At 63.6% G+C, this 14,194-nt stretch carries 10 protein-coding genes; 3 read left to right on the forward strand and 7 right to left on the reverse strand.

The window, feature by feature from the left end; all coding sequences use genetic code 11:
* The first annotated feature begins 107 nt into the window (after positions 1 to 107).
* On the forward strand, positions 108 to 1,808 hold the full coding sequence (locus tag J2X56_RS06320; RefSeq protein ID WP_204726621.1) for a peptide chain release factor 3: 1,701 nt from the start codon (positions 108 to 110) through the stop codon (positions 1,806 to 1,808).
* Positions 1,809 to 1,910: 102 nt separating this feature from the next.
* On the opposite strand, the gene ppa is transcribed toward J2X56_RS06320, so the two are convergent.
* The 5 genes from ppa to hemC all read right to left on the reverse strand — a co-directional run bounded on the left by ppa (position 1,911) and on the right by hemC (position 6,923).
* Positions 1,911 to 2,444 carry an inorganic diphosphatase gene (gene ppa, locus J2X56_RS06325; protein ID WP_006463345.1) on the reverse strand — a complete coding sequence of 178 codons (534 nt, stop codon included), beginning with the start codon at positions 2,442 to 2,444 and terminating at the stop codon, positions 1,911 to 1,913.
* Positions 2,445 to 2,721: 277 nt separating this feature from the next.
* Complete coding sequence (locus tag J2X56_RS06330; protein WP_121041830.1) at positions 2,722 to 3,921, reverse strand: heme biosynthesis protein HemY; 1,200 nt, start codon at positions 3,919 to 3,921, stop codon at positions 2,722 to 2,724.
* Positions 3,922 to 3,941: 20 nt separating this feature from the next.
* Positions 3,942 to 5,150 (reverse strand): uroporphyrinogen-III C-methyltransferase, encoded by a 1,209-nt coding sequence (locus tag J2X56_RS06335; protein WP_034333323.1) that lies wholly within the window; start codon positions 5,148 to 5,150, stop codon positions 3,942 to 3,944.
* A 35-nt stretch (positions 5,151 to 5,185) separates the two neighbouring features.
* Complete coding sequence (locus J2X56_RS06340; RefSeq protein ID WP_121041832.1) at positions 5,186 to 5,983, reverse strand: uroporphyrinogen-III synthase; 798 nt, start codon at positions 5,981 to 5,983, stop codon at positions 5,186 to 5,188.
* A complete protein-coding gene (gene hemC / locus J2X56_RS06345) occupies positions 5,967 to 6,923 on the reverse strand; it encodes a hydroxymethylbilane synthase (RefSeq protein WP_121041834.1) in 957 nt (318 codons plus the stop codon). Before hemC ends, J2X56_RS06340 begins: the two co-directional genes overlap by 17 nt.
* A 244-nt stretch (positions 6,924 to 7,167) precedes the next feature.
* Between hemC and ppc the strand changes: the two genes are divergently transcribed.
* A complete protein-coding gene (gene ppc / locus J2X56_RS06350) occupies positions 7,168 to 10,083 on the forward strand; it encodes a phosphoenolpyruvate carboxylase (protein WP_121042324.1) in 2,916 nt (971 codons plus the stop codon).
* A 125-nt stretch (positions 10,084 to 10,208) separates the two neighbouring features.
* Here ppc and J2X56_RS06355 read toward each other — a convergent pair whose 3' ends face one another.
* Both J2X56_RS06355 and J2X56_RS06360 read right to left on the reverse strand, forming a co-directional pair.
* Complete coding sequence (locus J2X56_RS06355; protein ID WP_121041836.1) at positions 10,209 to 10,646, reverse strand: YbaN family protein; 438 nt, start codon at positions 10,644 to 10,646, stop codon at positions 10,209 to 10,211.
* The gene (locus J2X56_RS06360; RefSeq protein ID WP_121041838.1) at positions 10,643 to 11,317 is read right to left on the reverse strand and encodes a biliverdin-producing heme oxygenase; all 675 of its coding nucleotides are present in this window, start codon (positions 11,315 to 11,317) and stop codon (positions 10,643 to 10,645) included. The genes J2X56_RS06355 and J2X56_RS06360 overlap by 4 nt, the downstream gene beginning before the upstream one ends.
* A gap of 275 nt (positions 11,318 to 11,592) precedes the next feature.
* Between J2X56_RS06360 and J2X56_RS06365 the strand changes: the two genes are divergently transcribed.
* Positions 11,593 to 13,869 carry a TonB-dependent receptor domain-containing protein gene (locus tag J2X56_RS06365; RefSeq protein ID WP_121041840.1) on the forward strand — a complete coding sequence of 759 codons (2,277 nt, stop codon included), beginning with the start codon at positions 11,593 to 11,595 and terminating at the stop codon, positions 13,867 to 13,869.
* Positions 13,870 to 14,194: the final 325 nt, after the last annotated feature.

Consider the following 14,194-nt stretch of genomic DNA (forward strand, 5'->3'; position numbering starts at 1 on the left):
CCTCCTTGTCAAAGGAACAGTGCGCGCCGCTCAAGGCCAAGCGGGTTGGATCGTCCAGCCGCGCCAGGGGCCGCGTTCCGCCGGGCTCCCACCCCGACCGATCCGCCATGCAAGAACCCAGCAACGAACTCCCCGAAGTCGCCGCCACCGCTCCTGAGGCCGCTGATGCAGATACCGCCAGCGCGCCTGGCGCCGCCACCAAGGTCTCGTCCGACCTGATCGCGCGCGAAGTCAAGCGCCGCCGCACCTTCGGCATCATCTCCCACCCCGACGCCGGTAAAACCACGCTGACCGAAAAGCTGCTGCTGTTCTCGGGCGCGATCCAGCTGGCCGGCACCGTGAAGGCCCGCAAGAGCGGCCGCCACGCGACCTCGGACTGGATGGAAATCGAAAAGCAACGCGGCATTTCCGTGGCCAGTTCGGTGATGCAGTTCGAGTACCGCGACCACGTGGTCAACCTGCTCGACACGCCGGGCCACCAGGACTTCTCGGAAGATACCTATCGCGTGCTCACCGCCGTGGACTCGGCGCTGATGGTGATCGATGCCGCCAAGGGCGTGGAAGAACAGACCATCAAGCTGTTGAACGTCTGCCGCATGCGCAATACGCCCATCATCACCTTCATGAACAAGCTGGACCGCGAGACCCGCGATTCGCTGGAGCTGCTGGATGAGCTGGAGTCGGTGCTGAAGATTCAGTGCGCACCGGTGACCTGGCCGATCGGCATGGGCAAGAATTTCCGTGGCGTGTATCACCTGCTGCGTGACGAGATCATGCTCTTCAAGGCCGGTGAAGAACGCGCGAACGGCAACGTGGAAATCATCAAGGGCATCGACAACCCCAAGCTGGCCGAGATGTTCCCGCTGGAAATCGAACAGCTCAAAATGGAAGTGGAACTGGTGCATGGCGCCTCCCACCCCTTCAACCTGGAAGACTTCCTGGCCGGTGTGCAGACGCCGGTCTTCTTCGGTTCGGCCATCAACAACTTCGGCGTGCGCGAGATCCTCGATGCGCTGCTGGACTGGGCGCCGGGTCCGGGCGGACGCGACGCCACCGTGCGCGAGGTCAAGCCGACCGAAGAGCCCTTCTCCGGTTTCGTCTTCAAGATCCAGGCCAACATGGACCCGGCGCACCGCGACCGCATCGCCTTCCTGCGCGTGTGCTCGGGCCGCTTCGAACGCGGCATGAAGTTGAAGCACCTGCGCCTGAACCGCGACATCAAGGTGTCCTCGGTGGTGACCTTCATGGCCTCCAGCCGCGAACAGGTGGAAGAAGCCTATGCCGGCGACATCATCGGACTGCCCAACCACGGCAACATGCAGATCGGCGACAGCTTCTCCGAAGGCGAGATGCTGCAGTTCACCGGCATCCCCTACTTCGCACCGGACTTCTTCCGTGTGGCGCGCATCCGCAATCCGCTCAAGATCAAGCAGTTGCACAAGGGCCTGCAGCAGCTCGGCGAAGAAGGCGCTGTGCAGGTCTTCAAGCCCGTCACCGGCAGCGACCTGATCCTGGGCGCAGTGGGCGTGCTGCAGTTCGAAGTGGTGGCCAGCCGCCTGCTCAACGAATATGGCGTGGATGCGGTCTTTGAAGGCACCAGCATCAGCAGCGCCCGCTGGATCAGCTGCGATGACAAGAAGAAACTGGCCGACTTCGAGAAGTCCTCGGCCGGTGCCAACCTGGCCATCGATGCGGCCGGCAACCTGGCTTACCTGGCCAGCTCGGGCGTGAACCTGCGCCTGACCCAGGAACGCTGGCCGGAGATCACTTTCCACGCTACCCGCGAGCACGCGGCCAAGCTGGATTGACCCGGCGTTGAAGGGATCGACCGGCCACGTGCCGGTCATGAAAAAAATCGCCCGACAGGCGCAAACCTGTCGGGCGATTTTTTATGTCTTGCTGACGGGGAATTACTTGGCGTTCTTGAACGCTTCCACACCGGCCAGGATTTCAGCGCGGGCAGCGTCCGGGCCTTCCCAGCCTTCGACCTTGACCCACTTGCCCTTTTCCAGGTCCTTGTAGTGTTCGAAGAAGTGCTTGATCTGGTTCAGGCGCAGTTCGTTCAGATCTTCCGGCTTTTGCCAGTGGGTGTAGATCGGCAGGATCTTGTCGACCGGCACGGCCAGCAGCTTGGCGTCGATGCCCGATTCATCGGCCATCTTCAGCACGCCGATGGGACGGCAGCGCACCACCACGCCCGGGATCAGCGGGAACGGGGTGATCACCAGCACGTCGACCGGGTCGCCGTCTTGCGACAGGGTCTGGGGGATGTAGCCGTAGTTGCACGGATAGTGCATGGCGGTGCCCATGAAACGGTCGACGAAGATGGCGCCGGTGTCCTTGTCCACTTCGTACTTGATCGGATCGGCGTTCATCGGGATTTCGATGATCACGTTGAAGTCATTGGGCAGGTCGCGGCCAGCGGGGACGTTGTTCAGGCTCATGGGATTCTCACTAGGGAAAGAAACGAAAAGCGGTTTTCGGGCCGGCAGCGCCAAGGGCATCTTGTTTAATGCTCGATGCAATGAGCATTAAACGGGGCTTAATGCTCAGTTCTGGCATGCCAAACACCGGAAAGCGGCAATTATAGCGGCATTCAGGCTCAGACCGGCATCTTGGCCGGTGCAACTTACGCCAACATGACAGTGCCCGGCAGCGCACGTGAAAAAGGCGGAAGGGCTTGCGCCGCTTCCGCCTTGGTCATTCACCAGCGCAACAAGTTCAGCGGATGGCCGTGGCCAGGGCGCATTGCTTGTAGTGGCCGGCGGCCTGGTCCGGCTGATCCAGCGCCTCGTGCAGCTGGGCCAGGGCCAGGTGCGATTCGCGTACGGTGCGCGGTTCGATGGCGTCCGACAGGGCTTGCTCCAGGTGGCGCTGGGCCTTGCCCCACAGCTTCTGGCGCAGGCAGAACATGCCCAGCGTCAGCGCCAGTTCGGCATCGGTCGGATTCTTGGACAACCAGGATTCGCAATGCTCGATCTGCGACAGCAGGGCCGGCGAGCCGGCTTCGGCGGTCGATTCGCGATAGGCACGCAGCAGGCGGATATCCCAGTCGGCGGCCAGCGCGCGTTCCAGCAGGCTGCGCGCTTCGTCATGCAGGCCACGGCTGGAGAAGGCGTGGGCGGCCCGTGCGGCGATGTAGGGCTTGAGCTTGTCCACGCCGGGCACGCCATTCCACAAGAGGCGAATCGATTCGGCATCGTGCGAGCGGTCCGACAGCAAGGCATCGTAAGACAGCTCGCGCAGGCGGTTCGACAAGGCCGGATGCAGGGCATTGCGCTTGTCCAGGGTCTGCACCAGGCGCAGCACTTCGGGCCAGTTCTTGGCTTGCTGGTTGGCCTTCAGCGCCCATTGCAGGGCCTGGATGTGGCGCGTGCCGTTGGCGTTCAACTCTTCCACCGTTTCCAGCGCCTGCTTGAAGTGGTGTTCGTCCACTTGCAGTTCCAGCGCCGTCATCAGGCGCGCAGCCTTCAAGGTCGGATCGACTTCGGTGCTGGCCAGCCAGATGTCGCGGCGGTCGCCCTGGCGCATGCGATGCGCGGCGCGGGCGGCGATCAGGGCGGCGATGCCAGCGTTGTCGGGCAGGTCGGCTGCGCGCGTGGCGGACTTCTCGGCCTGGCCGAAGCGGCCTTCGAAGTAAGCCTTCAGGGCATCGCGCAGGGCCTTGTTGCTTTCATTCTCGCGCTTGGCACGGCGATAGGCGATCACGCGGCCGGGCAGCTTCTGCGTCAGGCGGATGGCGCGGATGACCACGTAGATGGTCAGGAACACCGCCAGCACGGCGAAGATGAAGAAGTTCAGGGACAGGTCAATCCGGTACGGCGGATAGAACAGCACCACATTGCCGGGGTTGAAGCGCGCCAGCACGGCCAGGCCGATGGCGGAGGCAAACAGGGTCAGAAGCCAGAGCAGTATTTTCATATCAGGTTCCCGTCAGCGGCTCACGGACGGGCCTTGTAGTTGCGCACCGCGTTCAGGCTTTCGGCCAGCGTGGGCAACTGGATGGAGACATTGCTGCCCTGCACCTGCTTCAACAGCGCCTGCGTGGTCTGGACCTGCTTGGCGCGGGTATCGAAATACTTGGCGATGGTGTCCTGGGCCGAGGACAGGTCATTGCGGAAGGCGAACTCGTTGCGCGACAGCAGCGCCAGGCGTGCATTCAACAAACGCAGCTTGAGGTTCTCGCGCACGAAGTAAGCCTGGCCCGGCGAGAGCAGGATCGCTTCCGGCGTCTGCACTTCGCGGATGCGCACCAGCTGGCGCAGCTCGGACCACATTTCAGTGCTCATGCTTCGCCAGGTTTCGCGGGCACCGGCCAGCCATTGCGACCAGGCAGACGCTTCGGCAGGTGCGGCTTCGGCCTTGGTCTTGGCATGGGCGGCATCGCCCTTGGCGGCAGGCTTCTCGGCGGCAGCGGTTTTCACCGGCTGCGGCTTGGGCTCGCTGGCCGACTCCACCGGACGCTCATCGACCAGCAGCGGCAGGTTGTCGACCTGGCCGATGGCACTGTCCAGACGCACGGCGATGCCGGCGATGTCCACTGTCGGCAGGGCCTTCAGGCGTTCGATGTCACGCGCGATGGCGCGGCGGATGGCGATGAACTGCGCCTTGTCCGAACGCGACAGGCTCTTGTCGGCATTCTGCAGGGCGATCAGCGCGCCTTGCACGTTGCCGGCCAGCTCCAGCTGCTGGTCAGCGGTGGAAAGGACTTCCTCGATTTCGGAGAGGGCCCAGTCGTCGCGGTTCTTGTTGAGGTCCTGGTACATCTGTTCCAGCGCCAGTTGCTGGCTCTGGGACTCGGCCTGCTTGCTGTCGAGCACGCTGACCTTGGATTGCAGTTCCTTGGTGCTCTCCTGCACGGCCTTGAGCACGCCCTTCAGTTCATTGCTGCTGTTGTCGCCATTCTGCAGGCGCTGCGCCACTTCGCTGCGCAGGTCGCGCAGTTCGGCATGCGAGACCCACCACTGTGCGCCCAGGCCGGCGATGACCAGCAGCAGCACGATGGTCTGCGCACGCTGGCGGCGGCGCAGCACGGCCGTGCCATCCGGGGGAGTGAAGGTATAGGACGCCTGCGGGGCCGCAGCACCAGCGCTGTGGCTGGCTTGCGGTTGAGGCTCCGGCAATTGGGGAGTGGGTTGCTGTTCGTTCATGGGCTGGATTGTAACGCGGCAAATTACGCGGCCACTCAGGGAGCGGGTGGAACAAGGGCGGCAAGCAGGCGTTCATCTCCCGACCCGGTCAGGACCACCTGCACGAAACCCTGCTCCCGCGCGGTCTCGGCGATCCTGTGGTGAGAGACGACGATGCGTTGTCGTTGCAGTTTTACCACACGTTCCTCGCCCCCGGCTAGTCTTGCCAAGTGAAGCAAATTGCGCAAGGCCTCGGAACTGGTGATGACCCAGTCGGCACCACCGTCCAGCAAATCCAGCAGTTGCAGGCGGTTTTGTGCGTTCAGCTGGGGGGCCAGGCGACGGTAGGCGGTAAGGAATTCGACTTCCACGCCCTGTTGTTGCAAAGCTTCACTCAGGAAATCGCGGCCGGCCTGGCCGCGCACGATCAGAGCACGCCTGCCGCGCAATTGTTCCAACGGGAGGGATTTGAACAATTCCTCGGAATCCATCTTGTCGGCGCGCTGCGGGCCGTAGATGGTGGCATTGGCGCCATCTACGCCATGCCCGCGCAAGGCCACCCTGCTGCCCTCCCCAACGATACCGATGGGCACATCACGCGGCCAGCCCTGCAGATGGGCAAAGGCGGCATCGATGGCATTGGGGCTGACGAAGACCACCAGCGCGAAGTCGTGCAGGCGTGCCAGCGTGGCCTTGAGTTCGCTGTCATCGTCGACCGGGCCGATGGCCAGCAGCGGAAATACCACGGCACGCCGGCCCAGCTGCTGCACGCGCTCGGCAAAGCCGCCGGCCTGTTGAAGTGGCCGCGTCACGACCACAGGCAACGGTGCAGCGGTCTCAGGCCGAAGCGGCATCAGCCTGGGCCTTGCAGGCCGCCAGAATCGCATCGGCACCGCGCGACTTGAGCAGCTCGGCCACTTGCGCACCGAGCGCCTCGGGCGCATCCGGCGAACCTTCGGCTTCAGCGGCAGCGGCTTGTGCGCCATCGGGGGTGGCGATCATGGCGCGCAGGTGCAGGCGCTCACCGTCCAGCGTGGCGTAGGCCGCCAGCGGGATCTGGCAGCTGGCACCGAAGATGCGCGAGACCGAACGCTCGGCTGCCGACACCACGGCGGCCGGCACATCATGCAAGGGGGCCAGCAGGCGTTTGATGTCGTCACGGCCTTCGGGGATCTCGATGGCCAGCGTGCCCTGGCCGGGCGACGGCAGGCTTTGTTCGGGATCGAGGAAGGAACGGATGCGCGCCTTCAGGCCCAGGCGGTTCAGGCCGGCCACGGCCAGGATGATGGCGGCGTAGTCGCCACGATCCAGCTTGGCCAGGCGGGTATCGAGATTGCCGCGCAGCGGCTTGACCACCAGTTGCGGATAGCGCGCGGCGATCATGGCCTGGCGGCGCAGGCTGCTGGTGCCGACGATGGCGCCATCGGGCAGCGCGTCCAGCGAGGCATAGTCATTGGAGACGAAGGCGTCGCGCGCGTCTTCGCGTTCCAGGATGGCGGCCAGCTCGAAGCCTTCGGGCAAATCCATCGGCATGTCCTTCAGGCAGTGCACGGCGAGGTCGGCGCGGCCTTCGGCCATGGCCACTTCCAGTTCCTTGACGAACAGGCCCTTGCCGCCGACCTTGGAAAGCGCGCGATCAAGAATCTGGTCGCCACGGGTGGTGGTTCCGAGGATATTGATGCTGCACTGCGGATATAATGCGGCCAGACGGTCCCGCACGTACTCGGCCTGCCACATGGCGAGGCGGCTTTCGCGCGAGACGATGACGATGTTGGAAGGAGGAAATTCTTTCAAGACGGGCTTTCCGATTCAGTCGTGGCACCCGCGGCCGAGGAGACAAGGAAAGCAGGAGACCGGCGCATCCAGACTGAACAATACGATTAAAAAAGCGATCGAGGGCAAGCAGCAACGCACATCGATCACAGCGACCAGAAGCGAGACGCACACCAAAAACGAGGCAAATTCTAGCACGCACACCTACGGCAATCCGATCCACAAGCACGACTTTCTCCTCCGAAAACCGCAGCAACCGTTGATCATGGCGACTAAAAATCCAACACCACGCAGTGCCCGTTCCACTCCTTCCACGCCACGCGCCACCACTGCCGCCAAGCGCAGCCCGGCCAGCAAGACCGTCACCAAACCCGCCCGCAGCACCGACAAGGATGCGCCCCTGAAGGAAGACATCCGCCTGCTCGGACGCCTGCTGGGCGAAGTCGTGCGGGAACAGGAAGGCGATGAAGTCTTCGAGGTGGTGGAAACCATCCGCCAGACCGCCGTGCGTTTTCGCCGCGAATCCGATGCCAAGGCCGGTGCCGAGCTCGACAAGCTGCTCAAGAAACTGACCCGCGACCAGACCAATTCGGTGGTGCGCGCGTTTTCCTATTTCTCGCACCTGGCCAACATCGCCGAAGACCAGCACCACAACCGCCGCCGTCGCGCGCACCTGCTGGCCGGTTCCGAAGCCCAGCCCGGCAGCGTGGCCTATGCGCTGTCGCGCCTGGATGATGCCGGCGTCTCGGGCGCACAAGTGCGCAGCTTCCTGAAGGAAGCCCTGGTGTCTCCGGTGCTGACCGCCCACCCGACCGAAGTGCAGCGCAAGTCCATCCTGGATGCCGAGCGCGAGATTGCCCGCCTGGTGGCCGAACGCGACCTGCCGCTGACCCCGCGCGAGCTGCGCCACAACACCGAACTGCTGCGCGCACGCATCGCCACGCTGTGGCAGACGCGCATGCTGCGCTATACCAAGCTGACGGTGGCCGACGAGATCGAGAACGCCCTCTCCTACTACCGCATCACCTTCCTGCGCGAACTGCCGGCGCTGTATGACGACATCGAAGCCGAGATCGACAGCCAGTTCCCCTCGCGCGCCAAGACCCGCGCCGTGGAGCTGCCGCCCTACCTGCAGATGGGCAGCTGGATCGGCGGCGACCGCGACGGCAACCCCAACGTCAATGCCGCCACCATGCAGCATGCGCTGAAGCGCCAGTCCACCACCATCTTCGATTACTACCTCGACGAAGTGCACACGCTGGGGGCCGAGATGTCCATCTCCACCCTGATGGTCGCGGCCAGCCCGGAACTGCTGGCCCTGGCCGATGCCTCGCCGGACCACTCCGAGCACCGCGCCGACGAACCCTACCGCCGTGCCCTCATCGGCATCTACGCGCGCCTGGCCGCCACGGCCCGTTCGCTGGGCGTGGTCAACATCCTGCGCCAGGAAATCGGCGCCGCTGCGCCCTACGCCAGCCCGGCCGAATGCGTGGCCGAACTGGAGGTGCTGGTGGCCTCGCTGCAGGCCCATCACGGTGCCGCGCTGGTCAAGCCGCGCCTGGCCGGATTGAAGCGTGCCGTGGAAATCTTCGGCTTCCACCTGGCCACACTGGACATGCGCCAGAGCTCCGACGTGCACGAGCGCGTGCTGGCCGAGCTGTTTGCCAAGTCCCAGGTAGAGGCCGACTATGCGGGCCTGACCGAAGAACGCAAGATCGCCCTGTTGCTGGGTGAACTGTCCAAGCCGCGCCTGCTGTATTCGCCCTACCTGCAGTACGCCGATGAAACCAACTCCGAGCTGACCATCCTGCGCGCCGCGCGCGAAATCCGCCGCCGCTATGGCGAACGTGCGATCCGCAACTACATCATCTCGCACACCGAGACCTTGTCCGACCTGCTGGAAGTCTTGCTGCTGCAGAAGGAAACGGGGCTGCTGCACATCGAAGGCAACCAGCTGCACGAGCTGGAGCTGATGGTCATTCCATTGTTCGAGACCATCCCCGACTTGCGCTGTGCGGCCGAGATCATGCGCGGCTGGCTGACCCTCCCGCAGGTCAAGGGCTTGATCGCCAAGCACGGCAAGCTGCAGGAAGTGATGCTGGGCTATTCGGATTCCAACAAGGATGGCGGCTTCCTGACCTCCAACTGGGAACTCTACAAGGCCGAGAACCAGCTGGTGGAACTGTTCAATGAAGCCGGCGTGAAGCTGCGCCTGTTCCACGGCCGTGGCGGCACCGTCGGCCGTGGCGGCGGTCCGAGCTACCAGGCCATCCTGGCGCAGCCGCCGGGCACGGTCAACGGCCAGATCCGCCTGACCGAGCAAGGTGAAATCATCGCCTCCAAGTTCTCCAATCCGGAAATCGGCCGCCGCAACCTGGAGCTGCTGGTCGCCGCCACCCTGGAAGCGAGCCTGATGCCCGCCGCCACCGATGGCAAGGAAGCCAGGAAGCTGGCCGAATTCGAGCGCGTCATGGAAGAACTGTCGGAGCGTGCCTATCGCGCTTATCGCAACCTGGTGTACGAGACCCCGGGCTTCACCGATTACTTCTTCGCGGCCACGCCCATCGCCGAGATCGCGCAACTGAACATCGGTTCGCGCCCGGCCTCGCGCAAGGCGACCCAGCGCATCGAGGATCTACGCGCGATTCCCTGGGGCTTCTCGTGGGGCCAGTGCCGTCTGCTGCTCCCGGGCTGGTATGGTTTTGGCAGCGCCGTGGCGGGCTGGCTGGAAGAAGCCGGCAACGCCAAGGAGAGCGCAAAACGCCTGGCCACCCTGCGCGCCATGTGCAAGGAATGGCCGTTCTTCGCCGCCCTGCTGTCGAACATGGACATGGTGCTCTCCAAGACCGACCTCGCCGTGGCCTCGCGCTACGCCGGACTGGTGGCGGACCGCAAGCTGCGTACCACGATCTTCGGCCGCATCACCGGCGAGCATGAACGTACCAGCAGCGTGCTCTCGGCCATCACCGGCACCAAGGAACGCCTGTCCGGCAATCCGCTGTTGGCGCGTTCGATCAAGAACCGCTTCGCCTATCTCGATCCGCTGAACCACCTGCAGGTCGAGCTGATCAAGCGCCACCGCGCTACGGCTGCAGCGAAGCGTGCGCCGGAAGAACGCGTGCAGCGTGGCATCCACCTCACCATCAACGGGGTGGCCGCCGGCTTGCGCAATACTGGCTAAACTGCAACGCCTGCCGGCGAAGCCTCACGCTGCGCAACGGGACCGACCTGCCATCATCAGGGACGGGCCCCGATCCCCCGGATACCTTCGCGTAACGGGGGATTTTTTTATGATTCAACGCATTGTCAGTCTCTGGACCCGTCGGTGCCCGCACCACCGGGCTCGGGACGCGACCACATCCAGGCGGCCCCCACTGCCATGCCCAGCGCCGCCAACAGGAGGATCCAGCGGCGCTGGATGGTCAACGCCATGATGATCAGGCAGAGCGTCATCGTCAGTGAGGCAGTCGCCTTGGCACGTATCGTCACGGCACGGCCATGGCGCCAGTTGTGGATCATCGGACCAAACAGGCGATGCTGCTCCAGCCAGCGCTGCAGACGCGGCGAGCCACGGCTGGCAGCCCATGCCGAGAGCAGGATGAATTCCGTAGTAGGCAAGCCCGGGATGAAAATGGCGATGACACCCAACGCCAGGCTCGCATAGGCCAACAGCAGCCAGGCCCACGCCACCAGTCTGTGACGAGTCAGGCGCTTCGGTTCAGCCTCGGTCGTGCCCCCGGTCACGCCGCATTTTCCGTCAGTGGCGCGCGGCAGAACCGACCGACATACGAGGTCACCTGCGCAAACGCAGCGCTCGCCCCTTGGATCACCTGCTGTTCCGCGACCGCGTCAAGCTCAATGGCGTTGAGCTGGGCCACGAAACCGCGCCAGCTCGGGGCCCTGCCTTCCGGGTGCGGCGCCAGGTGGCGCGCTCCGCGGTTGCCATCCAGGCCCAGCCCGGCCGCCATCTTGTAGAGGAACGCCGCACCGAGGTTGGATCCTTCCTCGACATACAACCAGCCGATGGCCACAGGCAGGGAGAAACGATCCGCGCAAAACACCGGCGCCGACAGCACCGGAAGCGGCAAGCCCAGGTCCTGCAGGTCGGCCGTTACCTGTGCCAGCCGCGAGCGTGCCTGCAGATCTGGAAACAGACGGTTCAAGGCAGCATCCTCGAACAAGGCTGCTACATCGCGATGAAACGCGTATTGCATCTGCAGGAAGCCGCCATAGCGCTGCAGCGATGCGAAGGGGTTGAAACGCATGATGCTCCCATCCAGCGCTTCGTGGGCCGCGCGGGTAGCCTCTTTCAACGCCGCGGCGCGATCCAGCTCCGGGGCGGCGGCAGGAACGGGAACGGTTTCGGTTGAGGTGGACGGGGAGGCAGGGATGGCAAGTGAAGTGGAAGTAGTCATGGCGTGGACGATTGATCAAAAACAAACCGACGTGGACACACCCGACTCGGACCAGCACATTCTAATTGCAAATGATTATCAATTGCTTTGCCTTTGCAAAAACTTAATTTTAAAATCGCGACCTCTCTGCGAGAGATGAATTGATTCAGATTTAGCCAGCCACTTGTTCTAGTCCACCCGCCGGTATCGATGAAGACAGCGTCAGCCAGTCGACGACCCATCACGCCGCCGCACCGCCAATACCGACGGCGCACACAAGACTAGAAGAGGAAGCAATGATTGCAGCAATCGCGCGCAGCACGACCGCGCAAAACCTGGCGCGTCCCGTTCCGCGGGTCCTGACCATCTCCATCCACCTGGCACTGGCCGGGCTCATGATCAGCCCGGCTCACGCCGCAGAGGACGCCAGCCGCGACAGCGCCCTGCCACAGATCAGCGTGACAGCAGACAGGGCCTCCCGCAGCACATCCCTGAGCGCCGATGACCTGCAGAATGCGGGGGTCACCGACATGGCGGGCGTGATCCGCTACCAGCCTCTCGTGAGCGCGCCTTCGGCACTGAGCGGAGCCGCCAACCTGTGGGACGGCAGCGGCACCTCGGGCTACAACATCCGTGGCGTCGAGGGCAACCGGGTCGGACTGGATGTCGACGGTATCGAGCTGCCAGCGGCCGTCCCCTTGCCGGATGGGCTCAAGGCCACAGGCGTGGGCATCGGTCGCGACTATATCGACCCCGAGGTCTTCCGTCGCGTCGACATCATCTCGGGGACCACGTCTTCCGGCGAAAATGGCGCCACCGGCCTGGGCGGACGCGTCTCCTTCCAGACCAGGTCGCCGGACGACTACCTGAGCGACGGCAAGAACAGCTATCTCGGTGCCAAACTCGGCTACACCTCCGCTGACCAGGCCTGGGCAGAATCCCTGACCACGGCACAGAAGATGGGCGACTGGAAACTGCTGGCCCTGTATTCGAATCGCGATGGCGCACTGACCCGGTCCAAGGACGTGAGCGATGCGAACCGTGACAACTGGCATTCCGACGCGGTGCTGTTCAAGGCGTTTTATGAAGGGCTGGCGCACCACAAGCTGGGCGTGACACTGGACCTCTATGATCGTGCCGACAACCGCTATCTTGACGGCAGCACCTATAGTGCCTATCCGGCCGGTGCAACGCAGTACTCCACGACCCGTCGTCATCGCCTGCAAGTGGAGGATGAATACACCCCGGCGGCTGGCAGCATCGCCGCCTTCGACAAGCTGCGCGTACATGCCTTCTATCAGGACAGCAAGAAAGAGGACTACACCATCGCTGCCAATTCCACCAACAGCTATACCCGCTACATCGACACCTATCTGGCCACCACCAGCGTCGGACTGGGCGCGGACGCCAGCAAGCGCATGGGAACGCACGAACTGTTCTATGGCCTGTCCTTCACCAGCACGGACGAGCAGCGTCCCTGGACCGAAGCGCGCATCACCAACGCCACCGGCAATTCGGTCAGCGGCTATCCCTACAGCAAGGACCGCATGGCACAGACGCGCACGAACAAGCTGGTGGCTTACGTCCGCGACGAATGGCACCTCTCTCCGCGCGCCACGCTCACGCCGGGCCTGCGGGCTGAATACTGGCAAACCCGGCCGGGCGACCTGAGCCATTACCTGGCCAACGTCGGCAGTGCCGCCAGCGAGGTCAGCGCAGACCATACGGCCTTGCTTGCCCCCAGCCTGCGCTTTGCCTATGCGCTCACACCGAGCTATGACTTCTTTGCCCAATACAGCCGCGGGGTACGCGTGGCCACTGCCGCAGAAAAAACCGGAACCTATGATTCCTCGACCTACGCCAGCTCGGCCTTCCTGTACGCCATCCTCGGCAATCCCGACCTCAAGAACGAGACCAGCGACGCCTTTGAACTCGGGACCAAGGGCGAGCTGATCGATGGCCTGACCCTCAACAGCTCGCTGTTCTATACCCGATACAAGAACTTCATCGACTACCAGACCACCACCTACAGCGGCACGTCGCTGGCATATCGCCTGCAGAACATCGCCAACGTCGATATCTACGGCGCAGAAGTCTCCGCACAACTGCGCCTGGGGACCTATGCCAGTGCGCTGCGAGGCTACAGCCTGGGGGGCAGCGCTGGAGTATCAGCCGGCCGTTCGCGCAATGACGCCGGTGTCAGTGGCTCGGTCAACTCGGTGGGACCCGCCAAGGGCACCGTGCGTGTGGCCTATGATGATCCCGGCGCCCGCTACGGCGGCAGCCTGATCATGACGGCCGTGAAATCCAAGCGTGCCAGCGCCGACGACGTCTCGGTCTATTCCACCAGCGGCGCTTACGTCAACGTGCCTGGCTATGCGCTGCTGGATCTGTCGACCTACTGGAAGCTGAACCAGCATGTGACACTGCACGCCGGCATCTACAACCTGACCGATCGCAAATACTGGGACTACGCCACGGTACGCGGCCTGACCACTTCGCAATCCGTCTTGTTCCAGCGCGCCGCGCAACCGGGCCGCAACGCCGCCATCACCCTCAATATCGATCTTTGAGATCGTCCGGCACGATGCCGCCACGGATGAAAGTTCCCGGCAGCATCGTGCGACCGGCCGGCGCGCCCGATGCTGACTCGGGCGCACCAGCCTCCCCTCCTCCTGCACTGACAAGCATGACGTATCAGAGACGCCCCGTCTCAAGTTCAGCGTTTGCATGCCGATAACAGATGGCTCATATGACATTTGACGAAGCGACAAGCTGTTGCAGGCGACGCACAGGTGCAGGCGCGCTCTTGTGATGGATCAGATTTTTGCACCGCAAAAACCAATCTTCCCTGCCGCACGACGCTTCGCTTTTGTAAAATACAAGCTGAAGAATTCA

Origin of the sequence: Herbaspirillum sp. 1173 (assembly GCF_031455335.1) — a bacterium.
In the GTDB taxonomy this organism is placed as follows: Bacteria; Pseudomonadota; Gammaproteobacteria; order Burkholderiales; family Burkholderiaceae_D; genus Herbaspirillum; species Herbaspirillum huttiense.

Bases quoted from the DNA above. Each gene is read 5' to 3' on its own strand.
- ppa (WP_006463345.1), bottom strand. From the start codon at position 2,444: ATGAGCCTGAACAACGTCCCCGCTGGCCGCGACCTGCCCAATGACTTC.
- J2X56_RS06320 (WP_204726621.1), top strand. From the start codon at position 108: ATGCAAGAACCCAGCAACGAACTCCCCGAAGTCGCCGCCACCGCTCCT.
- J2X56_RS06330 (WP_121041830.1), bottom strand. From the start codon at position 3,921: ATGAAAATACTGCTCTGGCTTCTGACCCTGTTTGCCTCCGCCATCGGC.
- J2X56_RS06340 (WP_121041832.1), bottom strand. From the start codon at position 5,983: ATGCCGCTTCGGCCTGAGACCGCTGCACCGTTGCCTGTGGTCGTGACG.
- J2X56_RS06360 (WP_121041838.1), bottom strand. From the start codon at position 11,317: ATGACTACTTCCACTTCACTTGCCATCCCTGCCTCCCCGTCCACCTCA.
- ppc (WP_121042324.1), top strand. From the start codon at position 7,168: ATGGCGACTAAAAATCCAACACCACGCAGTGCCCGTTCCACTCCTTCC.
- J2X56_RS06335 (WP_034333323.1), bottom strand. From the start codon at position 5,150: ATGAACGAACAGCAACCCACTCCCCAATTGCCGGAGCCTCAACCGCAA.
- J2X56_RS06365 (WP_121041840.1), top strand. From the start codon at position 11,593: ATGATTGCAGCAATCGCGCGCAGCACGACCGCGCAAAACCTGGCGCGT.